The 21,519-nt window shown below is 72.9% G+C and carries 19 protein-coding genes and 1 tRNA gene; 7 read left to right on the top strand and 13 right to left on the bottom strand.

The genetic code is table 11. From position 1 onward, the window contains the following. Positions 1–28 precede the first annotated feature (28 nt). Positions 29–367, bottom strand: a complete 339-nt coding sequence (locus HGN31_RS11785) for a P-II family nitrogen regulator (protein WP_036700453.1) — start codon at positions 365–367, stop codon at positions 29–31. Positions 368–556: 189 nt separating this feature from the next. Here HGN31_RS11785 and HGN31_RS11790 point away from each other — a divergent pair, with 189 nt between their 5' ends. The 3 genes from HGN31_RS11790 to tig all read left to right on the top strand — a co-directional run bounded on the left by HGN31_RS11790 (position 557) and on the right by tig (position 3,845). Beyond that, complete coding sequence (locus tag HGN31_RS11790; protein ID WP_168783927.1) at positions 557–2,236, top strand: NAD(P)H-hydrate epimerase; 1,680 nt, start codon at positions 557–559, stop codon at positions 2,234–2,236. A gap of 168 nt (positions 2,237–2,404) precedes the next feature. After that, positions 2,405–2,489 (top strand) — tRNA-Leu (locus HGN31_RS11795). A gap of 21 nt (positions 2,490–2,510) precedes the next feature. Beyond that, positions 2,511–3,845: a trigger factor gene (gene tig / locus HGN31_RS11800; RefSeq protein WP_036700451.1), complete on the top strand. Its 1,335-nt coding sequence runs from the start codon at positions 2,511–2,513 to the stop codon at positions 3,843–3,845. A gap of 112 nt (positions 3,846–3,957) precedes the next feature. On the opposite strand, the gene HGN31_RS11805 is transcribed toward tig, so the two are convergent. The 5 genes from HGN31_RS11805 to rpsF all read right to left on the bottom strand — a co-directional run bounded on the left by HGN31_RS11805 (position 3,958) and on the right by rpsF (position 7,657). Then, positions 3,958–5,133: a YihY/virulence factor BrkB family protein gene (locus tag HGN31_RS11805; RefSeq protein WP_168783312.1), complete on the bottom strand. Its 1,176-nt coding sequence runs from the start codon at positions 5,131–5,133 to the stop codon at positions 3,958–3,960. 73 nt (positions 5,134–5,206) lie between these two features. After that, complete coding sequence (locus HGN31_RS11810; protein WP_168783313.1) at positions 5,207–6,112, bottom strand: hypothetical protein; 906 nt, start codon at positions 6,110–6,112, stop codon at positions 5,207–5,209. A gap of 195 nt (positions 6,113–6,307) precedes the next feature. Continuing rightward, a complete protein-coding gene (gene rplI, locus HGN31_RS11815; RefSeq protein WP_036700447.1) occupies positions 6,308–6,904 on the bottom strand; it encodes a 50S ribosomal protein L9 in 597 nt (198 codons plus the stop codon). 11 nt (positions 6,905–6,915) lie between these two features. Beyond that, complete coding sequence (gene rpsR, locus HGN31_RS11820; RefSeq protein ID WP_036700444.1) at positions 6,916–7,143, bottom strand: 30S ribosomal protein S18; 228 nt, start codon at positions 7,141–7,143, stop codon at positions 6,916–6,918. 19 nt (positions 7,144–7,162) lie between these two features. Further along, complete coding sequence (gene rpsF, locus HGN31_RS11825; RefSeq protein WP_036736128.1) at positions 7,163–7,657, bottom strand: 30S ribosomal protein S6; 495 nt, start codon at positions 7,655–7,657, stop codon at positions 7,163–7,165. Between the two features lie 293 nt (positions 7,658–7,950). On the opposite strand from rpsF, the gene HGN31_RS11830 reads away from it, so the two are divergent. After that, positions 7,951–8,679 (top strand): YceI family protein, encoded by a 729-nt coding sequence (locus HGN31_RS11830; protein WP_168783314.1) that lies wholly within the window; start codon positions 7,951–7,953, stop codon positions 8,677–8,679. Between the two features lie 76 nt (positions 8,680–8,755). On the opposite strand, the gene HGN31_RS11835 is transcribed toward HGN31_RS11830, so the two are convergent. Further along, complete coding sequence (locus tag HGN31_RS11835; RefSeq protein ID WP_168783928.1) at positions 8,756–9,826, bottom strand: cytochrome-c peroxidase; 1,071 nt, start codon at positions 9,824–9,826, stop codon at positions 8,756–8,758. Positions 9,827–10,241: 415 nt separating this feature from the next. On the opposite strand from HGN31_RS11835, the gene prfA reads away from it, so the two are divergent. From prfA to HGN31_RS11850, 3 genes are all read left to right on the top strand, one after another. Continuing rightward, the gene (prfA, locus tag HGN31_RS11840; protein ID WP_168783315.1) at positions 10,242–11,309 is read left to right on the top strand and encodes a peptide chain release factor 1; all 1,068 of its coding nucleotides are present in this window, start codon (positions 10,242–10,244) and stop codon (positions 11,307–11,309) included. Next, the gene (prmC, locus tag HGN31_RS11845) at positions 11,306–12,169 is read left to right on the top strand and encodes a peptide chain release factor N(5)-glutamine methyltransferase (RefSeq protein WP_168783316.1); all 864 of its coding nucleotides are present in this window, start codon (positions 11,306–11,308) and stop codon (positions 12,167–12,169) included. Before prfA ends, prmC begins: the two co-directional genes overlap by 4 nt. 215 nt (positions 12,170–12,384) lie before the next feature. Beyond that, on the top strand, positions 12,385–13,323 hold the full coding sequence (locus HGN31_RS11850) for a DUF4167 domain-containing protein (RefSeq protein ID WP_168783317.1): 939 nt from the start codon (positions 12,385–12,387) through the stop codon (positions 13,321–13,323). A 39-nt stretch (positions 13,324–13,362) separates the two neighbouring features. On the opposite strand, the gene rsmA is transcribed toward HGN31_RS11850, so the two are convergent. The 6 genes from rsmA to lptF form a co-directional block, all read right to left on the bottom strand. Further along, positions 13,363–14,214: a 16S rRNA (adenine(1518)-N(6)/adenine(1519)-N(6))-dimethyltransferase RsmA gene (gene rsmA / locus HGN31_RS11855; protein WP_168783318.1), complete on the bottom strand. Its 852-nt coding sequence runs from the start codon at positions 14,212–14,214 to the stop codon at positions 13,363–13,365. Between the two features lie 100 nt (positions 14,215–14,314). Beyond that, complete coding sequence (gene pdxA, locus HGN31_RS11860; RefSeq protein ID WP_168783319.1) at positions 14,315–15,301, bottom strand: 4-hydroxythreonine-4-phosphate dehydrogenase PdxA; 987 nt, start codon at positions 15,299–15,301, stop codon at positions 14,315–14,317. Continuing rightward, a complete protein-coding gene (locus HGN31_RS11865) occupies positions 15,298–16,785 on the bottom strand; it encodes a peptidylprolyl isomerase (RefSeq protein ID WP_168783320.1) in 1,488 nt (495 codons plus the stop codon). The genes pdxA and HGN31_RS11865 overlap by 4 nt, the downstream gene beginning before the upstream one ends. A gap of 31 nt (positions 16,786–16,816) precedes the next feature. Next, on the bottom strand, positions 16,817–19,228 hold the full coding sequence (locus HGN31_RS11870) for an LPS-assembly protein LptD (RefSeq protein ID WP_211096294.1): 2,412 nt from the start codon (positions 19,226–19,228) through the stop codon (positions 16,817–16,819). Beyond that, positions 19,225–20,346 carry an LPS export ABC transporter permease LptG gene (gene lptG, locus HGN31_RS11875; protein ID WP_036710192.1) on the bottom strand — a complete coding sequence of 374 codons (1,122 nt, stop codon included), beginning with the start codon at positions 20,344–20,346 and terminating at the stop codon, positions 19,225–19,227. Before lptG ends, HGN31_RS11870 begins: the two co-directional genes overlap by 4 nt. Beyond that, the gene (lptF, locus tag HGN31_RS11880; protein ID WP_168783321.1) at positions 20,343–21,509 is read right to left on the bottom strand and encodes an LPS export ABC transporter permease LptF; all 1,167 of its coding nucleotides are present in this window, start codon (positions 21,507–21,509) and stop codon (positions 20,343–20,345) included. Before lptF ends, lptG begins: the two co-directional genes overlap by 4 nt. Positions 21,510–21,519 lie beyond the last annotated feature (10 nt).

Below are 21,519 nucleotides of genomic sequence, written 5' to 3' on the forward strand. Positions count from 1 at the left end.
TGAGGGCGAGGCGGAGGGAAGGGGCGGCTCAGACCGCGTCTTCGCCCGTCTCGCCGGTGCGGATGCGGATCGCCTGCTCGATGGGCGAGACGAAGATCTTGCCGTCGCCGATCTTGTCGGTGCGGGCGGCGCCGATGATGGCCTCGATCGCGGCGTCGACGAGGTCGTCGGCGAGCACCATCTCGATCTTCACCTTGGGCAGGAAGTCGACGACGTATTCGGCCCCGCGGTAAAGCTCGGTGTGGCCCTTCTGGCGGCCGAAGCCCTTGATCTCGGTGACGGTCATGCCCTGCACCCCGGCGTCCTGCAGCGCCTCCTTCACGTCGTCCAGCTTGAACGGCTTGATGATCGCTTCGACCTTTTTCATCGCGGGCGTCCTTGGTGAGGGTTGCGTTGGGGATGAGGTGGCGGGTTTGATCGGCGCGGGCAATGCGGCGGCCGGACAGTTCCGGCACCGCTGACGCCAATCGGCACGGAGCGCCGCGTGAACGGGCAGGGTGCACAAGATTTGAGCAGTCGCGGGATCGGCGGGACCGAAGTCTTGACCACCGCCGAGATGCGCGCGCTCGAATCCGCGGCGATGGCCAGCGGCGCGGTGACCGGGCTTGAGTTGATGGAGCGGGCTGGGGCTGCGGTGGCTGGGCATATCCGTCTGCGCTGGCCCAAGGCGGGCCGCGTCACGGTACTGTGCGGCCCAGGCAACAATGGCGGCGACGGGTATGTGGTGGCGCGGCTTCTGGCGCAGACGGGCTGGCGGGTGCGGGTGCTGGGGATGGACAACACCCCCGGACCCGATGCGGCCGAGATGAAGCGGCGGTGGGCCGAGATGGGCGAGATCGCGCCGCTGAGCTGCCGCGTTTTTCGCGCCGGGCCCAACTGTGACGTCTATGTGGATGCGATGTTCGGGACGGGGCTGACCCGCGCGCCCCAAGGCGAGATAGCGGAATTGCTGGCTTACATGGGCGGATCGGGCGGGGACGGGCATTCTTTCCGCGAACGGGTGGTCGCAGTCGATTGCCCCTCGGGCCTGTGCCTCGACAGCGGTGCCTTCCTCGGCGCACCGCGTCAGCCCGGCGGGTTCGAACCGCATGCGCGGATGACGGTGGCCTTCGACAGCCCCAAGCCCGGCCACCTGCTGGAACGGGGGCCCGAGGTCTGCGGCGAACTGGTGGTGGCGGATATCGGGCTGCGCCAGTGGCGAGAGCGATATGAGAATGGCCGGGCAGCGCGCCCCCCCCGCACCGTCGCCGTCTGGCCTGCCCTTGATGTCGCGGACGAGCGGGCGACCCGGTGGCGCTTCTCTGCGGCCCGGCTCGCGAAACATGCCGGCCACAAGTTCACCCACGGCCACGCCCTGATCGTCGCCGGAGGCTTCGGCCACGGCGGCGCCGCCCGCCTGACCGCGCGCGCCGCCCTGCGCACGGGCGTCGGGCTGGTCACGCTCGCGCCGCCGAAATCCGCGCTGATCGAGCATTCCGGCCCGCCCGACGCCCTGATGCGGCGGGGCGTCGACGACGCAGAGGGGCTCGCCGCGTTGCTCGCGGACAGCCGCATCACGGCGGTGGCACTCGGCCCCGGCTGCGGCGTGCACCGGGCCGGCACCATGCTCGACCCGCTGCTTGCTGCCAGACGCCCCTGCGTGCTGGACGCCGATGCCCTAACGGCGCTGGCGGCCCGAGGGCTCGAGGGACTTCATGAGGGATGCGTCCTGACCCCACACGGGGGCGAGTTCGCGCGCCTGTTCCCCGACCTGGCCGAGCGGCTGGCCGCACCGCGCCCGCCCCGGACGATGACCGTTGCCGACGACGAGCGGCGCGGTGCAGAGGGCCCGCCGGTCGACGCCACGGCCGCCGAGCGGCAGGCCTTGGGCGATGATCACCGCGCCCTCGCAGACCAGCGCGGCCCGCTCTACTCGAAGCTCGACGCCGCCCGCGAGGCCGCGGCGCGCTGCGGTGCCGTGGTCCTGCTGAAAGGCCCCGACACCGTCATCGCCGCCCCGGACGGGCAGGCGCGCATCCATTCGGCCTACGACGTCCCCTGGCTCGCCACCGCCGGGGCGGGCGACGTGCTGGCGGGCATCATCACCGGGCTGGTGGCCCGCGGCCTGCCGCCGTTCCATGCCGCGGGGCCGGCCGCCTTCCTCCACGCACAGGCCGCCCGCCGCTTCGGCCCCGGCCTCATTGCCGACGACCTGCCCGACCAACTGCCGGAGGTCTTCCGCGACCTCGGCCTCTGACCCGGCCGTTCCAGCTTCTTTCCTGCCCAAGTATCCCGGGGGTCCGGGGGCAGCGTCCCCGGTCGGCCGACTTCACCCGGCGGCGCAAGAATCCCCTCGCACCCCTGCCGCACCCCTGCTAGAACGCCCCGGATTTCCGGGGTGCTGCCAGTGCCCCGGTCGGACATTGCGGGTGTGGCGGAACTGGCAGACGCACCAGACTTAGGTTCTGGCGCCGCAAGGCGTGGGGGTTCAAGTCCCTTCACCCGCACCACGAGGTAACAAAGGACGCACCATGCAGGTCACCGAAACCCTGAACCAAGGTCTCAAGCGCGGCTACCGCTTCACCCTTCCCGCGGCCGATCTGGCCGCCGAGGTGGACCGGCAGTTGGCCGAGGCCCAGCCCCAGATCGAGATGAAGGGGTTCCGCAAGGGCAAGGTGCCGATGGCGCTGCTGAAGAAGACCTATGGCCCCCGCGTCATGGGCGACGCGATGCAGAAGTCGATCGACGACGCGCTGCGCGCCCACATGGAAGAGACCAAGGCCCGCCCGGCGATGCAGCCGCAGGTCGAGATGGAGAACGGCGCCGGCTGGTCCGAAGGCGATGACGTCGTCGTCAACGTCTCCTACGAGCTGCTGCCCGAGATCCCCGAGGCCGACCTCTCGTCGGTCGAGCTCGAGCGGCTGACCGTCACCCCCGACGAATCCGCCGTGACCGAGGCGCTCGAGAACCTGGCGAAGAACGCCCAGTCCTTTGACGACCGCGCCGAGGGCGAGGCCGCCCAGTCGGGCGACCAGGTCACCATCGACTTCAAGGGCATGGTCGACGGCGAGGCGTTCGAGGGTGGCACCGCCGAGGGCTATCCGCTGGTGCTCGGCTCGAACTCGTTCATCCCGGGCTTCGAGGACCAGCTCGTCGGCGCCAAGGCCGGTGACGACGTCAAGGTGAACGTCAAGTTCCCCGACGACTACGGCCACCCGACGCTGAAGGGCAAGGACGCGGTGTTCGAGACCAAGGTCCACGCCGTCAAGTCGCCCAAGGCGGCCGAGATCGACGACGAGATGGCCAAGAAGTTCGGCGCCGACAGCCTCGACGACCTCAAGACCCAGATCACCGAGCGCCTCGGCGCCGAGTACCAGGGCGCGAGCCGGGCGCTGATGAAGCGCGCGCTGCTCGACCGGCTGGACGAGCTGGTGAGCTTCGACCTGCCGGAAAGCCTCGTCGAGGCCGAGGCGGCGCAGATCGCCCACCAGCTCTGGCACGAAGAGCACCCCGAGGAGCACGGCCACAACCACGGCTCGATCGAGCCCACCGACGAGCACAAGAAGCTGGCCGAGCGCCGGGTGCGCCTCGGTCTGCTGCTCGCCGACGTGGGCCAGAAGGCCGAGATCGGCGTGACCGACCAGGAGATGACCCAGGCCGTCATGCGCCAGGCCCGCAACTTCCCCGGGCAGGAGCGGCAGTTCTTCGAGTTCATCCAGCAGAACGAGGCCGCCCAGCAGCAGCTGCGCGCCCCGATCTTCGAGGACAAGGTCGTGGATCACATCATCTCGGGCGCCAAGGTGACCGAGAAGAGCGTGACCAAGGAAGAGCTGGAAAAGGCGCTCGAGTCGCTCGACGAGGCGTGAGCCTGGCTCGGGGATCGCGGGGCTCTGCCCCGCACCCCGGGATATTCGGGCAGGAAAGAAGAAGGCCGCCTCGCATCGACGAGGCGGCCTTTTGCGTCAGGGCGGCGAGCGATCAGGTGTCGGCCTTGGCCTTGTCCTGCTGGACCTTGGCCTGATCCTTGGCCGCCTTGTCCTCGGCCGGGTCGATCAGCCCGTTCTCGATCTTGAGCTGCCGCTCGACTTCCGAGTTCAGCTCGGCCCCGGTCATCACCACGATGGCGGCGATCCACAGCCACATCATCATGGCGATGGCGGCGCCCAGCGAGCCGTAGGTCTCGTTGTAGTTGGCGAAGTTCGAGGCGTACCACGAGAACAGCACCGAGGCGACGATCAGCCCCAGCGTGGCGAAGACCGCGCCGGGCGAGATCCACTGCCACTCCGGATCCTCCTTGCTCGGCCCGAAGCGGTAGATCACCGCGAGGCCGAACATGAGAAGCACCGCCATGAGCGGCCAGCGCAGGAAGGACAGGATCGACTCGGCGGCCGAGCCGGCGAAGATCACGTTGAGGACCGCGGGCAGGATGGCGATGGCCGCGAGCATCAGCATGATCCCGACTATGGCCCCGAGCGTCAGCCCCAGCGAGACGAGGTTGAGGCGGATGAAGCCGCGCGTCTCGGTCTCGAACCAGGCGACGTTCAGCGCGTCGATCAGCGCCTTCATCCCGCCGTTCGCGGACCACAGCGCGGCGAGGATCGAGACGATCCCCGCGATCGAGAGCGCCGTGTTCGGCGCCGAGGCGATGGCCGTGACCTGCCCGGCGATCAGCTCGATGGCGCTGGGCGGCAGGACGCGGTCGAGGAGCGACAGGTTGTCGGCGATGGTCGCCGGGTCGGCGATCCGGCCGTAGATCGACACCAGCGCGGTGATCGCGGGGAAGAGGGCCAGAAGTGCGAAAAAGGTGACGCCGCCCGAAACCGAGGTCACGCGGTCCTTGCTGAACTCGGTGGCCGTGCGCTTGAGGACCGCGATCCAGCTCTCGCGGCTCAGCTCCCACGGGGAATCGGGGCCGGGCAGGCGTCCGGGGGCGGGGGCGTCCCCCGACGCGGCACCCGACTGGCCGCTCTTGCGGGTGCCGGCCTTGGCGGCCGCGCCGCCGGGCTCGGGCGGCAAGCCCTTGCGTTCCCGCCACCCGTCGGGCAGCGGGCCGAAGAGGGCCGCGTAGACATCCGGTTCGGACGCGGGGGTGGTACCCGGCAGCGGGGCGCGGGGCGCCTGAGGCACGGCACGGGAAGGGGTCGGTCGCGTCATACGGGTCTCGCGGGCTGAAACGAGGGCCGCGCCAGTGCGGCGCGGCCGGGGAGGGAGGAACGTCAGGCGGCGGTCAGAGCCGGTGCATCCGCGGCGCGTCGCCCTGTGCTGCGGCCGGAGTGGACGGCCGCGCGTCGTTCGGGTCGCGCAGGTCCACCACGTCGCGCCGCGGGGTGGCGCGGAACGGGTCGCTCGGCCGGCTGGCACGCGGGGCCTCCGGGCGGCCCGCGCCTGCGGTGCCGAGGAAGCCGCGGATCTGGTCGGCGGTGCCGTGGAACTCGCGCACGACGCCCTCGGCCTGGTTGGCGACCGAGCGGAAGGCCGCCATCGCCATCGTCACCGCGCCCACGATACCGTTGATGTTGCGGGTCAGGGTTTGGGCGGTGTGCTCGATCTCGCCGAGCAGGTTGCGCTGCGGTGCCTGCGCGGGGCGGGGGGGACGGCGGCCCGGTTCGGGCGCGCGCGAGGGGCGCTCGGAGCGCTTCGCCTCGTCGCGCATCCGCTGACGACGGGCGTCGTCCGCGGCGGCCTGGCTGCGGGCCCGGGCGCGCATCGCCTCGCGCTCACGCTCGGGCATGGCGGCGAAGGCGGGGGCCGAGCTGCGGCCGCGGCTGCTGTCGTAGACCTGCTTGCGGGCGCGCTCGGCAGCACGCTCGGCGGCGCGGTCGGCATCGCGGTCCACCTCGTCGTTGCCCGACACGATGTCGGCGACCTTCCGCACGGCCAGCACCGCGCCGGCGGTGACTGCGGCCGCGGCAACGGCCGCGCCGCCATAGACCAGCACGCGCGAGGTCAGCGAGGGCTCGGGCCAGGCGCGGTCGCCCTCGGGCGAGACGTCGCCATGCGGCAGCACCCGCTGCGCGGCATAGGGCGAGGGGGCGTAGCTTTCCTGCCGCCGGTCCACCCGCCGGCCAAGGCCGCGGTCCTCGGGGATGAAGCTGTTCTGGGGCATCTGCCCGGCGCCGGGGTGCTTGGCCATCGGTTCTTCCTTGCTGGGGGCCGCGCGAGGCGCGCGCGGCGGGCGGCGTTGTTTTGCCTGTCCAACACGGCCGAGCCGCGGATCGTTCCAGCCCGTGCCCCGCAATCCCCCATGCCGTAACGAAAAAGACCGCGCCGGGGCGCGGTCTTTCGCATCAGGTATCGCCGGTCCCCACGCGGGGGCGGCGAGGCCGGATCAGGCCTGGTCGGCGCGCGGCGCCTCGTCCTCGTCGCGGCCGGCAGCGCCCAGATCGTCGAACAGCTCGGCGATCTCGAACTCGGCGGCGGCGTCCTCTTCGGCGGCGCGATCCTGGATCGACTTGCCGGACGCCTGCAGCTCGGCCTCTTCGGGCGAGCGGGCGACGTTGACGGTCACCTCGGCATCGACCTCGGGGTGCAGGTGCACGCGGACGGTGTGCAGGCCCAGATCCTTGATCGGACCGGTCAGCACGACCTGGCGACGCTCGACCCGGAAGCCTTCGGCGGCGGCGGCATCAGCCACGTCGCGCGGGGTCACCGAGCCATACAGCGCGCCGGCGTCGGACGCCGAGCGGATGATGACGAAGGACTTGCCGTCCAGCGATTCGGCGATCTGCTGCGCCTCGGCGCGGGTCTCGTCGTTGCGCTGGGCGAGGTCGGCCTTCTTCGCCTCGAAGGCGGCGATGTTGGCCTCGGACGCACGCATCGCCTTGCCCTGCGGCAGAAGGAAGTTGCGGGCGAAGCCCTCCTTGACCTTCACCACCTCGCCCATCTGGCCGAGCTTGGCCACGCGTTCCAGAAGAATGACTTGCATGGGTCAGATCCTCACTTCACGGCATAGGGAAGCAGGGCGAGGAAGCGGGCGCGCTTGATGGCGCGGGCCAGCTCACGCTGCTTCTTGGCCGAGACGGCGGTGATGCGCGAGGGCACGATCTTGCCGCGTTCGCTGATGTAGCGCTGCAGCAGACGGGTGTCCTTGTAGTCGATGGCCGGCGCGTTCTCGCCCGAGAAGGGGCAGACTTTCCGGCGGCGGAAAAACGGTTTGGTCGCCATTGTGGTCGCTCCTCAAGCCTCAGTTGCGGTCGTCGCGGGGCGCGCGCTCGGTGCGCTCGCCACCCCGGTCGCCACGGTCGCCGCGATCACCCCGGTCGCCGCGATCCCCGCGGTCGCCCCGGTCCCCGCGATCTCCCCGGTCGTCCCGGCGCGGGCCGCGGTCGTCGCGGCGGTCGCGGCCTTCGCGCTCGTCACGGCGCTGCATCTGCACCGACGGGCCGTCCTTGTGCTCGTCCACGCGGACGGTCAGGACGCGCATCACGTCGTCATGCAGGCGGGCCAGACGCTCCATCTCCTGCACCGCGGCCGAGGGGGCGTCGGTGCGCAGGAAGGCGTAGTGGCCCTTGCGGTTCTTGTTGATCTTGTAGGCGAGGGTGCGGACACCCCAGTATTCGCTGTCCTTGACCGTCCCGCCGTTGTCGGCGAGCACCGTCGAGAAATGTTCGACCAGCCCTTCGGCCTGCGCGTTCGACAGGTCCTGGCGGGCGATCAGCACATGCTCGTAAAGCGGCATGGCAATCCCTTTTCGTCTCGGGCGCGCTTCATAGGCGGGTGATGCCTTCCGCGCCCCGCCACGAGAGGCTGCGCCGGTTTCGCAAATTGCGGAAGGATGGGGCCTTATACAGAGGCGCCGCGCGGATGCAACCGCCGTCGTGGCGCGCCCGAGGCGCCGCAGGGAAGGGACCGGCCCGGGGGGGAACCCGATCGGCTGCCGGGGGTTCGGGCCGAAGACGCCCCGCCCGGTGCGCGACGCGCCGGCCCCATTCCCGCGCCCCTGTGGCCCGATTTGCTTGAGGAGACCGGCCCATGACCGCCCTTCACGCCCTTTCCCCCGCCGCCAACGCCCTGCGGTCCACCGCGCTGGCCGCCCTGCTCGGCTGCACCCTCTCGGGCGCCGCCCTCGCTCAGGCCGCCCCGGCCGCGCCCGCGGCCCCCGCCACGACCGAGGCGCCCGCCGCGAACACGCCCGCCGCGCCCGCCCCGGCGGCGGCCGCCGATGCGTCGGCCATCCCCGCGAGCATCAGCGGCACCTATGCGTTCGACCCCGAGCACAGCCAGATCGTGTTCTCCTACAACCACCTCGGGCTCTCCACGAGTCGCGGAGTGATCAACGGCGTCACCGGGACCGTGACGCTGGACGAGGCCGATCCGACCAAATCCAGGGTCGAGGCGAGCTTTCCGCTGAGCGCCATCCGCACCGTCGCCCCGGCGCTCGACGCCCATCTGCTGTCGGACGACTTCTTCAAGGGCCAGACGCCCGACACCCGCGTCACCTTCGTCTCGACCGAGGTCGTGCGCGGCGATGACGACGAGGCCAAGGTCACCGGCGACCTGACGCTGAACGGCGTCACCCGCCCGGTCACGCTCGAGGTCGAGATCACCGAGGCCGGCGCCCACCCGATGACCGGCAAGCCCGTCGCCGGGTTCGACATCGAGGGCAAGATCAACCGTTCGGAGTTCGGCCTCGGCGCCTTCGTGCCGGCCGTGTCGGACGAGATCTCCTTCGACATCGCCGTCGAAGCCGGCAAGGGCTGAACCCCTACCCCTCCACAGACGAAAAAGGGGCTGCCCCAGCGGGCAGCCCCTTCTTTTCATACCGTCGCGATGGCCGTCAGTTGCTCGCCGGGGCCGCCGCGTCGGCGCCCTGCGGCGCGACCGCGCCGGTCTGGGCCGGCAGGTCGATCGGCTCGGGGTGCGGCGTCTCGACCGCACGCACGGGCAGCGTCGGGTGGACGATCTGCGGCTGCTCGCCGGTCAGCGTCCCGAGGAAGGCCACGATGTCCTTCGCCTGATCCTCGGCCAGCTCGGTCCCGAGCTGGGCGTTCGACATGACCTTCACCGCCTCTTCGAGGTTCCAGACCTTGCCCGAGTGGAAGTAGGGCGCGGTGATCGCCACGTTCCGCAAGGGGGCCGCGCGGAACACATACTCGTCGTCCTGCGTGTTGGTGACCTTGAACCGGCCCATGTCGCCCTCGGGGCGGATGCTGGCGTCGGGTGCCTCGACCAGGCCGAAGGGATAGTAGCCCTCGCCGCCGAAGTTCACGCCCGCGTGGCAGGTCGAGCAGCCGGTGTCGATGAACGCCTTGAGGCCGCGCTTCTCCTGCTCGGTCATGGCGCCGTCGGTGCCCTGCAGCCACTGGTCGAACGGGCTGTTGGGGGTGAGCAGCGTCGCCTCGAACGCCTCGATGGCGTGGGCGAAGTTGTCGAAGGTGACGGGGTCGTCCTCACCCGGGAACGACGCCTTGAAGGCGTCCGCATAGCCCGGCATCGACTTCAGGGTCGAGATCAGGTGCTCGGGCGTGTTGTTCATCTCGACGCCCGCCTGCACCGGACCCTTGGCCTGCGCGGCCAGATCCTCGGCCCGGCCGTCCCAGAACTGGGCGACGTTGAAGACCGAGTTAAGCATCGTTGGGGCGTTGCGCGGCCCCTGCTGCCAGCCGTGGCCGATCGAGGTTTCCAGCCCGTCCACCCCGCCCATGCCGATGTTGTGGCAGGACTGGCACGAGAACACGCCCGAGCGCGACATCCGCGGATCGAAGAACAGCATCGCGCCGAGGTCGATCTTGGCCCGGGTCATCGCGGCGCCGTGCGGGAGTTCCGCCGCTCGCGGGATCGGCTTGAAGAGCTCGCTCGCCGCCGTCCGCAGCTCGGCATCGGGCGAGGCGGCGAGTGCCGCGGCCATCGCCTCGGACTGCGGGTCGGCGGCGGGCGCGACCTTGGTCCCGGCGACGTCCGCGGGCGCGGCTGCCGTCGCGGGCGTCTCGGCGGTCGCCGCGGCGGCCGGGTCCGTGGCGGGCGCCGCACCCGTGTCCTGGGCCTGCGCCGCCGCCGCCTGGTCGGCCTGCGCGGCGGCCGGGTCGGCGGTCTGCGCCATCGCCGCGGGGCCGATCACGAGCAGGGCGCTGGTGAGATAAAGCAGGGTGCGCGGGGTCATCTGACTCTCCCTTGGCTGGTCCGGTGTCTGCGCCGATTATCGCAGGAAATCCTGACACCACTCTGACACGGATCAACTTCGGCGGGAAAATCGTCCGTCCCGTGCCCGCGGGCCCGCCCGCCCCTCGCTTGCCCGCCGCCCGCCGGACCGCTAAGCCCCGCCCATGCTGCCGCAGGACCGCCTTGACCAGATCACCCGCCGCTTCGAGTTTCTCGAGGCGCGGCTGAACGCCGGCCCGCCGGCCGACGAGATCGCCGCGATCAGCCGCGAATATGCCGAGCTGACGCCGGTCGTCGCCGGCATCGCCGAATGGCGCGGGGCGCAGGCGGCGCTGACCGAGGCGCAGGCGATGCTGGCCGACCCCGAACTGCGCGAGCTGGCCGAGGACGAGATCGCCCGCCTGCGCGCCCGCCTGCCCGAGCTGGAGCAGGCGCTGCGGCTGGCGCTTCTGCCGCGCGACGCGGCCGATGCCCGCCCCGCCATCCTCGAGATCCGCCCCGGCACGGGGGGCGAGGAGGCCGCGCTCTTCGCTGCCGACCTGCTCAGGATGTACCAGCGCCACGGCGAGGCGCAGGGGTGGGAGTTTCAGATCCTCGAGCTCAGCCAGTCCGAACTCGGCGGCGTGCGCGAGGCGGTCGCGCGGATCGCGGGCGAGGGGGTGTTCGCGCGGCTCAAGTACGAATCCGGCGTCCACCGGGTCCAGCGCGTGCCGGAAACCGAATCGGGCGGCCGCATCCACACCTCGGCCGCCACCGTCGCGGTGCTGCCCGAGGCCGCCGAGGTCGACATCGACATCCCCGCCGCCGACATCCGCATCGACACGATGCGCGCCAGCGGCGCCGGCGGCCAGCACGTCAACACCACCGATTCCGCGGTGCGGATCACCCACCTGCCGACCGGGATCGTGGTCACCTCGTCCGAGAAGTCGCAGCACCAGAACCGCGCCAACGCGATGGCGGTGCTGCGCGCCCGGCTTTATGACGCCGAGCGCAGCCGTGCCGACGCCGAGCGCGCCGCCGACCGCCGCAGCCAGGTCGGGACCGGCGACAGGTCCGAGCGCATCCGCACCTACAACTTCCCGCAAGGGCGGCTGACCGACCACCGGATCAACCTGACGCTCTACGCGCTCGACCGGGTGATGGCGGGCGATCTGGCCGAGATCATCGACGCCCTGACCGCCCACGATCAGGCCGCCCGGCTGGCCGCGGCCGAGGACGGGGCAGGGGGATGAGCGCCCCCGCCAGCCCGCCCAGCGGTCGTGCCGCGATGGCCGAGGCGGTGCGCCGGCTCGAGGCGGCGGGCGTCCCCGGCGCCCCCGGCGACGCGCTGGCCCTCATCGCCCACGCCTACGGCAACGTGCCGCGCCATGCGCTTCATGCCGAGCTGGCCCGCCCGCTGCCCCCCGAGGTCGCGGCCCGCTTCGAGGCCGCGATCGCCGCCCGCGCCGCCCGCCAGCCCGTCGCCCAGATCACCGGCCAGCGGCCCTTCTGGCGCCACAGCTTCACCGTCACCCCCGACACGCTCGACCCGCGCCCCGAGACCGAGACGCTGGTCGCCGCGGCGCTCACCTTGCCGTGGCGCACCGTGCTCGACCTCGGGACCGGGACCGGGGCGATCCTGCTGTCGCTGCTGGCGGAACGGCCGGGGACGCGCGGGCTGGGCGTGGACCTCTCGCCCGCGGCGCTCGCGGTGGCGCGGGGCAACGCCGAGCGGCTGGGGATCGCGGCCGAGTTCGCCGTCTCGGACTGGCTCGCCGCCGTCACCGGGCGCTTCGAGCTGATCGTCTCGAACCCGCCCTATATCGCGGCCGCCGAGATGGAGGGCCTCTCCCCCGAGGTGCGCGACCACGAGCCGCGCATGGCGCTCACCGACGAGGGCGACGGCCTTTCCGCCTATCGCGCCATCGCGGCAGGGGCCGGGGCGCATCTCGCCCCCGGCGGCTGGCTCGCGGTCGAGATCGGCCCGACCCAGGGGGCTGCGGTCGCGGCGCTCTTCACCGCGGCGGGGCTGACCGAGGTCACGGTGCGCCCCGACCTCGACGGGCGTGACCGGGTGGTGCTGGGGCGCCTCGCCCCGCCCGCGGGGAATTGATCGCGCCGCCGCGCGATTCCCGCTTGCCATGACGCGGGCGGCGTGGTTTAGCGGCCCGGTGACGAGGGCATGACGCCCCGCACGGGTCATCCCGCACACGTTCCGTTGCCGGAGATTTCCGCGAAGCGCCGGGCAGGTGGTCCCGGCCGATCCGCAGGATCAGACCCCAACCGCATCCAGGCGCTGCCCGCGCCGGACCAGTCAAAATTGGCACGATGAGATCTTCCAAGTCCCGTTCGCGCAACAAGTCCCGCAACCAGCGCTCGCTGGGCAATGTCGTGAACCGCGTGTTCGACAGCTCCGGCCCCGAGGGCAAGGTGCGCGGCACCCCCCAGCAGATCATCGAGAAATACCTCGCGCTGGCCCGTGACGCACAGCTGTCCGGCGACCGCGTCGCCGAGCAGAGCTTCTTCCAGCACGCCGAGCACTACACGCGGATGCTGGGCGAGGCGCAGCGCGAGCAGGCCGAGCGCCAGGCCCAGTTCGGCGGCGGCCAGCAGGGCGGCCCGTCCGGCGAGGACCGCGACGAGCGCACCAACGGCAACGAGTGGCGGGGCGAGAGCCGGCAGGACAACCGCGACAACCGCGACAACCGGCAGGACAACCGCGACAACCGGCAGGACAACCGCGCCGACAACCGCGACAACCGTCAGGACAACCGGCGCGACGACAACCGCCGCGACGACCGTCAGGACAACCGCCGCGACGAGTCCCGCCGTGACGAGAACCGCCGTGACGAGCCGCGCCGCGAGGATCGCCGCGACGACAACCGCCGCGAGCGCGCCCCGCGCGAGCCGGAGACCGACACCGCACCGGGGTTCGGGGCCGAGGGCGATGACGGGCTGCCCGACTTCCTTCGCGCCGGCCGCGCCGGGATCCCCGAGGCGGTGAGCGTCGATGACGCCGCCGGTCCGGTCGAAACCCCCGAGCAGCGGGCGGCGACCGACACCGCGCCCCCCGCCGACCTCCCGGCGCCGGCTACTGCCGACGCCCCGCTGGCTGCCGACGAGGCTGCCGACGCGGCCCCCGCGGCCGAGGCGCCCGCCGACGCCCCGCGCCCGCGCCGCCGCACGACCACCGCGGCCCCGCGCCGCACCACGGCCCGCAAGCGCGGCGAGGCGGCCAGCGAAACCCCGGCCCCCGCCGAGGAGTAAGGAGCCAAGCGTGACAGGGGCGGGCGGGGCCTTGGGCCCTCAGCCCGCCCGCGCCGCCGCGAGCGCCCGCGCCAGGGCGCAGAACCGCGCGAGGTCGATCTCTTCGGCCCGCGCGGTCGGCGCGATCCCCGCCTGTTCGAGCAGCGCCTCGATGTCGGGATGCAGCCCCCGCAGCGCCGCGCGCAGCATCTTGCGGCGCTGGTTGAAGGCCGCAAAGCTCACCTCGGACAGGACCCGCGCGTCGGCCGGATAGCGCGGCGCGGACAGGGCCGTGAGCTGCACCACCGACGATTCGACCTTGGGCGCCGGCACGAAGGCCTGCGGCGGCAGGCTCAGCACGATCCGCACGTCGCAGCGCCACTGCGCCAACAGCGCCAGCCGGCCATAGTCCTTGCTGCCCGGTTTTGCGACGATGCGCTGCGCGACCTCCTTCTGGAACATCAGCGTCAGCGACTGCCAGAACGGCGGCCACTCGGGCGGGGTCAGCCAGCCGACCAGCAGCTCGGTCCCGATGTTATAGGGCAGGTTCGCGGCGATGCGGATCGGCGGGGTCAGATGCGCCAGCGGATCGACCTCCAGCGCGTCGCCATGGATGATCGTCAGCCGGCCCGGATAGGCGGCGGCGATCTCCTCGAGCGCGGGGATCGCGCGGGCGTCCTTCTCGATGGCGAGCACGTGGCGCGCGCCCTCTGCCAAGAGCCCGCGGGTCAGCCCGCCCGGCCCCGGCCCGACCTCGAGCACGTCGCACTGGGTCAGGTCGCCCGCCGCCCGCGCGATCCGCGCCGTCAGGTTGAGGTCGAGCAGAAAGTTCTGCCCGAGCTGCTTCTTCGCCCGCAGGTCGTGGCGCGCGATCACCTCACGTAAGGGGGGCAAGCCGTCGATCGCGCTCATGCCGGACGGCCCCGCAGCCCCGTTCTTCCTTGCACAAATATCCCACGGGGGTCCGGGGGTGTGAAACCCCCGGTCCGGCGCCTGACACACGCCCGGCGGCTCACCGGCGCGCCTCGGCCATGTCCCACGCCATCCGCAGCGCGGCGATGGTCGAGGCCGGGTCCGCGAGCCCCCGCCCGGCGATGTCGAAGGCGGTGCCGTGATCGGGCGATGTCCGCACGAACGGCAGCCCCAGCGTGACATTGACCCCGCCGGCGAAATCGAGCGTCTTGATCGGGATCAGCCCCTGGTCGTGATAGGCCGTCACCGCCGCGTCATAGCGCGCCCGCGCCGGGGCGTGGAACATCGTGTCGGCGGGGTGTGGGCCCGACACGGCGAGGCCCTCGGCCCGCAGCCGCGCGCAGAGCGGGGCGATCCAGTCGCGCTCCTCGCAGCCCATCGCGCCGCCTTCGCCGGCGTGCGGGTTCAGCCCCGCCACCGCGATCCGCGGCTCGGGGATGCCGAAATCCCGGATCAACCCCGCGCGGGTGATCCGGATCGTCCGCTCGAGCAGCGCGGGCGTCAGCGCCGCCGGCACCTCCCCCAGCGCGATGTGGATCGTCGCCGGCACCACCCGGCAGGGCGGCTCGACGGTGGTCGACGCGAGCATCATCACCACCTCGGCCCCGCCCGCGAGATGGGCGAGGAACTCGGTGTGGCCCGGAAAGGCGAAGCCCGCCCCGGTCTTGAGCGCGGCCTTGGAGATCGGCAGCGTCACCACGCCCGCCGCCCGGCCCGCCATCGCCAGCGCGACGGCGCGGGCGATCACGTCGATCACCCCTTGCGCGTTGGCGGGGTCGGGCGTGCCCGGCGTCGCGGGCGCGGAAAAATCGTGGCGGAGCACCGGCAGGGTGCCGGGGGGCACCGGGTCGGCCGGGTCCGCGACCTCGGCGAAGTCGGTGCCGGCAGGCAGGTGCCGCGGGTCGCCCATCCAGACGAGGGGCACCCCGGCCGCCAGCGCCCGCGGGGCCAGCTCGGGGCCAATCCCGGCGGGCTCGCCACAGGTCAGGATCAGCGGCGCCGCGCGCCCCGTGTCGCCGGACGTCACGGCTTGCGGATCACGGCGTCGGCGCGCAGCTCGGCCAGATAGGCGTCGGCGGCGGCGTTGATCTTGCGGTTGAAGATCGCCTCGCGCACCTGCGCCCGGCTTTGCAGCGGCGGATCGGCGCTGGCGAGCCCCGCCGCGGCGGCGGCGTCGGTCGCGGCGTTGGCGGCGTTGGGCGCCTCGGCCGCGGCGGGCGTCGCGGCGCGGTCGGTGTTGGCCGCAGCCTCGGCGCTGCCGCCCGCGGCGGTGGCCCCGGCGGCACCAGGCTGGCCCGCAGCCCCCGGCACCGGGTCCGGCCGGCGCGCCGGCTGCGGCAGGCCGGGCAGGCTCTCGAACGCCGTCACGGGCTCATCGGCCAGCGTCGGGGTGCGCCGGCACAGCATCACCACCCGCGCGCCGGCGCCATAGTCGATGACCGTCCCCTCGTTGGGGTCGAGCGAGGCGAGGCGCTGGGCGATGTCCAGCGGCACCGCCGACAGCGGCATGGTCTGCTGCGAGATCACGTCGCCGGCATAGCGGTTCGCCTCGACAAAGACCTTGCCGCAGCTGTCGGCGCGGGCCAGCACCTGCGCCCCGTCCGCCGCCGAGGGCACGGCGAGCGTCACATATTCCACCGTCTGGTCGGTCGCGCCCGCGCGCAGCCGCCCGCGGGTGTCGCGCAGGTAGAACAGCACCACCGCCCCCGGCACGGTCAGCGGCTGGCTGATCGAGTTCGGGCGCATCCCCTCGATGATCTGCCGCAGCCCCGGCGCAAGGTCGGCGAGCGGCGTCCACTCAAGCCGCCCGCCGCGGGGCGCGGTCGGCACCGCGGAATAGCGCCGCGCGGCGGCGGCAAAGGCGCCCTCGGTGGTGATCGTCTCGGAGAGCTGGCGCCCGCGGGCCAGCACCGCGGCCTCCTGCCCCGGGGGGGCGGGCATGACCAGCTCGGACAGCAGCACGGCGGTGGTGATCGGGGTCTCGATGTCGCGCTTCATCGCCTGCTCGACCTCGCGGTCGGTCACCTGCACCCGCGGCACGACCCGCTGGCGCACCACCTCGCGCCAGGCGACGCCGGCCTTGACGAAGTCGCGGTAGGCCTGCCGGTCCACCCCGTCGCGGGCCAGCGCCTCGGTGAACTGGCCCACGTCCATGTTGGCGCGGCCGGCGAAATCGGCGAGCCCCTGCTCGAGCCCCTGGTCGCTGACCGCGATCCCGATCTGGCGCGCGGCTTCGAGCTTGAGGCGGTCCTCGATCAGCGCCTTGAGCGCGCTCTCGCGGTCCGCGCCGGGCGCGCGCAGCACCTGCATGAAGCGGATGCGCTGGTCGAGCTCGTACTGCGTGACCGCGGCGTTGTTGACATAGACGACCGGCGCGAAGGGTCCGGCCTCGGCGCCCCGCGGCAGCATCAGGGCGCAGCCTAGGCCGAGCGTGGCGGTGACCACCGCCGCCCCCAGCGCGGTGCTGCCGAGGAAACCGGCCGTCAGGGTCGCGTGAAAGATCCGCCGCATCGTCGTCCTCATCTGCGTCATGCGCGCCACGCTACCTTACGCAGGCGCGCCGCGCCACCGTTCCCGGCAGATCGTCCGGCCGCCGGCCGAAGCCGCCCAGCCGCACCGAAAGCCCGAGATCGGTGTCCGGGCGCAGACTGTCCGATGCGGTGAAGCGGCGCGAGACGGAAAGATCGACGCTCACGCATTCGTTGCGGTAGGTCAGCCCCAGGTCGGCGCGCTGCGCCCGGTCGGCGGCAAAGTCATAGCGGGTCTCGGCGCTGGCCCACCAGCCGGGGGCGAGCTGCCAGCCGGTCGTGGCCGACAGTTCCGAGACGTCCGCCGAAAGCCCCTCGATGGTCTGCGAATCGATCCACAGGTAGCCCGCCGAAAGCTGAAAGCCGGGGCGCAGCCAGCCCAGCCGCAACTCGTTGCGGTTGATGTCGAAATCGTCGTCGAAGAGCGCCCGGTTGGCGATGGCGAGCCCGCCCGCGTCGCTGTAGGTCGCGGCCAGCAGCCAGTCCGAGCGCTTGCCCGCCAGCACCGCGCCGCCGCGGGCGAAGGCGGGGTCCGGGCGGTCGCGCAGCACCCGCCCGGCCGTCACCCCGAGCGACCAGCCGGTGGGATCGATCCGGGTCCAGCGCAGGCCGAGGTTGGCGCGCAGCCCGCCCTCGACCGAATCGCGGCCGGGCAGGCGGTCGAGCATGTAGAGGTTGCCCTCGTCGAACTCGATCAGCCGCGAATCCTCGTTCGGCACCACGTCCTCGTCCTCGAGCCGGGGCGACCAGGCGATCTGGGCCACCGGCTCGAGCAGGTGGGTGGCGGCGCCCTGGCGGGCGACCAGCGGCCAGCGCAGCTCGACCGCGGCCGCGGGGATGGCGCGGGCGGCGGTGCGGTCGAAGCGGTCGTCGTCGCCGATCCGATAGACGTCCGCGTCCAGCCGCGTCTGCGCCGCCGCCACCACGCCCCCCGGCAGCAGCCAGTTGCGCTGCCAGTCGAGCCGCGCCGAGCCGCGGGCGATGTCGCGGCCAAGGATGTTGTCGTCCGAGCTGCGCCGGTGGGCATGGACCGAGAACTGCAACCCCGCCTCGCCGCCGAAGGCCGCGTAGCGCCGTTCCCACAGCGCGTCCGCGACGAGGCTGGGCGAGGTCGAGGCGCGCTCGCCCTCGCGCAGGGTCTGGTAGTGCCCGACCCGGCCGGTCACCATCCGGTCGCGGGCGATGCGGTCGAGCGTCACCCCGCTCCACAGCCGGTCGGCGTCGCTCACCCCGTAGTCGAGCAGGTAGCCGCGGTCCGAGGCCGTCTGCACCTGCACCCCCAGCCGGTAGCCGCGCGGCAGCGCGAAGCGGGCCGCGCCGAACAGATAGCCGCGGGTGCCGTCCTCGATGTCGTCGCGGCTGATCGCGCCGGTCCACTCGGTCGCGCCGTTGGTGAAGGCCTGGCGGTAGCGCAGCCCCAGCGTGGTGGTGCGGCTGGCCGAGACATAGGGCGTCACGGTCAAATCGGCGCTGTCGCCGAGGGTAATGAAGTAGGGCAGCATCACCCCGAATCCGAGCCCCGAGGTGGTGCGGAACCGCGGCTGCAGGAAGCCGGTCATCCGCTCGACGGTCGGATCGGGGGCGGACATCGCGGGCAGCGTGCCGACCGGCAGGCCGAAGGCGCGGAACTGCGGCCGCTCGAAGTGCAGCATCCGGGTTTCGGCATCGTGGGTGATGCGGCGGGCGCGGATCTCCCACAGGGGCGTCGGGTCCGAGGCGCAGACCTGGCAGGACGAGGCGACGACGTGGGTCAGCGTCGTCATCCGGCCGTTGCCGGTGCGCTGCACCTCGGCGGCGGCGAGCTGCAGCTCGCGCGCCAGCACCAGCCGCGCGCCGCGCAGAAGCCCGTCGCGCAGCCCCTCGTCCAGCTGCGCCGAATCCGCGACCAGCACCGCCTCGTCCGGGGTGCCGGCGTTGCCCGGCTCGGTCAGGTGGATCGGCCCCTCGATGGTCATCGTGCCGGCGCGGCCGTCATAGATCACCCGCTCGGCCACCAGCCGCGCGCCCTCGAACCACACCACCACCCCACCCGAGGCGGTGAGGATGCGGTCGCCCGACAGCTCGACGTGATCGGCGAGCAGCGTGGCCGCGCCGTCCGGCTCGGGCGAAATCCCCCCGGCGGGGTCGCGGGCGGGCGGGCGGGACGGCGTCAACACGACCCGGGGCACGTCGGTCGTGGTGGTCCCGTCGGCGCGGGTCTCGGCCGTGCCCGCGCCGGGGGCGAGCGCCGGGCGGGCGCGCTGGCCGTCGGTGAAGCCCGCCCAGGGTTTCCACCAGGGCTGCCCGGCGGCGGGCTGGGCGGCCGCGGGTTGGGTGGCGGCCGCCTGCGCCGCGGCCGGGGCGGGCGGCAGGGCCAGCGGCAGCGCCAGCGCGACGAGGGCGGCGCTGACTGCCAAAGGGCTTGAGGGTGCGCTGCGATGGGTCATCCGTCCTCGAGCCTCAGCAGCGCGGCCAGCGCCAGAAGCGCCGCGATCAGCGGCGGGGCGAAGGCGGCGAACACCGGGGGGGCGTTGCCGGCCTCGCCCAGAACCTGCGCGAGATTGCGCAGGAAGAACAGCCCGACGCCCGCGGCAAAGGCGCCGAGCACCAAGACTCCGGCGCGGCGCCCGCGCATCGGCCGCATGGTGAAGACGGCGGCCAGCATCACCATCGCCGCCATCAGGAACGGCCGCGCCAGCTCGGTCGTGAACCAGACCCGGTGGCGCAGGGCGGAAAAGCCCGCCCGCTCGAGCCCGGCGATGAAGGCCGGCAGCTGCCAGACCGGCACCGAGTCGGGTGCGCCGAAGCCGTCGCGGATGCGCGCCGCGGTCAGGTCGGTGGGCAGCGTCAGCCCCGGCAGCACCTGCGCCCCGGCCTCGGGGTTGGCCGCCCCGAGCGGCCATTCCTTGACCCCGGCCAGCACCCACGCCCCCTGCGACAGCCGCGCCGACTGGGCGGCGATGCGGCGGACCGGCCCGGTCTCGGCGTCGAAGACGAGGAAGGTCGCGTCATAAAGCGTCGTGGCGTCCGGGCTCGCGCGCCCGGCGCGGATGACGATCTGGCCCCCGCGCTCACCCGCGCCCGCGGTCCGCGCCGGCACCCCCTGACGAAGCCACACCGCCCCCTTGCCCAGCGACACGGTCTGGGTGGCCGCCCCCGCAACCCGGGCCGCGGCCTGGTCATAGCGCTTGGTCGTGCCCGCCACGATCGGGTTCAGCACCGCGACGAGCAGCGCGCCGAGCAGCAGCGCCGTCACCACCGGCGCGGCGACGATCCTGAGGCCCGAGCGTCCGGCGGCGCGGATCGCCACCAGCTCGGAACTGCGCGAGAGGCCGAGAAACAGCGCGATGGCCGCCAGCAGGGTGATGAGCGGCAGGATCGCATAGACGCTCGCCACGATGTTCAGCCCGGCCAGCCCCGCGACCCGGCGGAGCCCGGCGCCGGCGGGGCTGAAGCGGCGGATCTCCTCGATCAGGTCGATGAGGAACAGGATGGCCACGAAGGCACCGGCCACGACGAGGAACTGGCGCAGGAATCGGCGGGCGAGGTAGCGCTGCAGGATCATGGCGCGGCCCCCGGCTGGGCGAGGGGCGGCGGGGCCGGGGGCAGGGCGGGCGCCTTGATGCGCCTCGGGCGCCCCGCGCTCCACAACGCGCCGGCGGCGACCAGCGCCCCGGCGAGCGGCGCGAGGTAGAGCAGCGGCCAGTTGCCCGGCGCCTCGGCGGTGCGGCTGGCGGCCGCCGTCGCCAGCGCCTGCACGGCCAGCAGCGCCAGCACCGCCCAGAGCACCTGCCGCCAGACCCCGAAGCGCGAATACCCGCCGATCAGCAGCATCGAGAACCCCAGCATCGCCGCCACCGGCGCCATCAGCGGCTGGGCCAGCCGCTCGTGCCCCTCGGCGCGGGCGCGGGGGGCGGTGGCGCCCGTCGCCTCGAGCAGGGCGGCGTCGGGCATGAGCAGCCGCAGGGTGGAATAGGTCCGCAGGTCGCGGGCCTTGCGGGCATCGGCGGCGAAGAAGCTGCCGACGTCATAGGTCAGGTCGGCAAACCGCGTGGCCGAAAGCCGCGGCGCGCCCCCGTCCGCCTGCCGGAGCGTCTGGACCATGCCCCGCGACATCACCAGCCGCGGCCCGGCGTCGGTGCGGACCACCAGCGCCTCTTCGGCGGTATAGATCGAGTGCTGGGACGGATCGCTCGCATCCTCGAGAAACAGGTCGATCAGCCGCCCGTCCTCGGCGATGTCGCCGATGAAGAGCGTGACCCCATCGGCCGGATACTGGAAGGCCCCGGGCTTGAGGAACCGCGCCGAGACGTTCTCGGCCACCTCGGCCTGCCGCTCGGCCAGCCGCGCCCGTGCCAGCGGCACCAGCGCGTGCGCGAGCACGGCGACCATCAGCCCAACGAGCAGGCCGAACACCAGCACCGGCCGCGCCAGCCGCCAGGGCGAGAGCCCCGCCGCCTGCATCGCCGTCAGCTCGGATTCCGAGGCGAGCCGGTTGGTCCCGTAGGCCGTCGCCGCGAACGCCGCGACCGGCAGCACCAACGCGATCGCGAGCGGCAGGGTGAGGGCGGTGAACTCGAGCACCACCAGCGCGGTCTGGCCGTCCTGGATCAGCTGCTCGAAAAGCTGCACGGCCCGGTTGATCCAGTAGACCGACACCAGCACCAGCGCGAAGAACCCGAACTGCGTCAGGTATTGCGTGAGGATATAGCGGTCGATCCGGGGCATCCGGGCTCCG

It is taken from the genome of Paracoccus sanguinis (genome assembly GCF_012689545.1).
In the GTDB taxonomy this organism is placed as follows: Bacteria; Pseudomonadota; Alphaproteobacteria; order Rhodobacterales; family Rhodobacteraceae; genus Paracoccus; species Paracoccus panacisoli.

Excerpts from the sequence above, each read along its gene's own strand:
- HGN31_RS11785 (WP_036700453.1), bottom strand. The coding sequence starts at position 367 with ATGAAAAAGGTCGAAGCGATCATCAAGCCGTTCAAGCTGGACGACGTG.
- HGN31_RS11790 (WP_168783927.1), top strand. The coding sequence starts at position 557 with ATGCGCGCGCTCGAATCCGCGGCGATGGCCAGCGGCGCGGTGACCGGG.
- tig (WP_036700451.1), top strand. The coding sequence starts at position 2,511 with ATGCAGGTCACCGAAACCCTGAACCAAGGTCTCAAGCGCGGCTACCGC.
- HGN31_RS11805 (WP_168783312.1), bottom strand. The coding sequence starts at position 5,133 with ATGACGCGACCGACCCCTTCCCGTGCCGTGCCTCAGGCGCCCCGCGCC.
- HGN31_RS11810 (WP_168783313.1), bottom strand. The coding sequence starts at position 6,112 with ATGGCCAAGCACCCCGGCGCCGGGCAGATGCCCCAGAACAGCTTCATC.
- rplI (WP_036700447.1), bottom strand. The coding sequence starts at position 6,904 with ATGCAAGTCATTCTTCTGGAACGCGTGGCCAAGCTCGGCCAGATGGGC.
- rpsR (WP_036700444.1), bottom strand. The coding sequence starts at position 7,143 with ATGGCGACCAAACCGTTTTTCCGCCGCCGGAAAGTCTGCCCCTTCTCG.
- rpsF (WP_036736128.1), bottom strand. The coding sequence starts at position 7,657 with ATGCCGCTTTACGAGCATGTGCTGATCGCCCGCCAGGACCTGTCGAAC.
- HGN31_RS11830 (WP_168783314.1), top strand. The coding sequence starts at position 7,951 with ATGACCGCCCTTCACGCCCTTTCCCCCGCCGCCAACGCCCTGCGGTCC.
- HGN31_RS11835 (WP_168783928.1), bottom strand. The coding sequence starts at position 9,826 with ATGGCCGCGGCACTCGCCGCCTCGCCCGATGCCGAGCTGCGGACGGCG.
- prfA (WP_168783315.1), top strand. The coding sequence starts at position 10,242 with ATGCTGCCGCAGGACCGCCTTGACCAGATCACCCGCCGCTTCGAGTTT.
- prmC (WP_168783316.1), top strand. The coding sequence starts at position 11,306 with ATGAGCGCCCCCGCCAGCCCGCCCAGCGGTCGTGCCGCGATGGCCGAG.
- HGN31_RS11850 (WP_168783317.1), top strand. The coding sequence starts at position 12,385 with ATGAGATCTTCCAAGTCCCGTTCGCGCAACAAGTCCCGCAACCAGCGC.
- rsmA (WP_168783318.1), bottom strand. The coding sequence starts at position 14,214 with ATGAGCGCGATCGACGGCTTGCCCCCCTTACGTGAGGTGATCGCGCGC.
- HGN31_RS11865 (WP_168783320.1), bottom strand. The coding sequence starts at position 16,785 with ATGCGGCGGATCTTTCACGCGACCCTGACGGCCGGTTTCCTCGGCAGC.
- HGN31_RS11870 (WP_211096294.1), bottom strand. The coding sequence starts at position 19,228 with ATGACCCATCGCAGCGCACCCTCAAGCCCTTTGGCAGTCAGCGCCGCC.
- lptG (WP_036710192.1), bottom strand. The coding sequence starts at position 20,346 with ATGATCCTGCAGCGCTACCTCGCCCGCCGATTCCTGCGCCAGTTCCTC.
- lptF (WP_168783321.1), bottom strand. The coding sequence starts at position 21,509 with ATGCCCCGGATCGACCGCTATATCCTCACGCAATACCTGACGCAGTTC.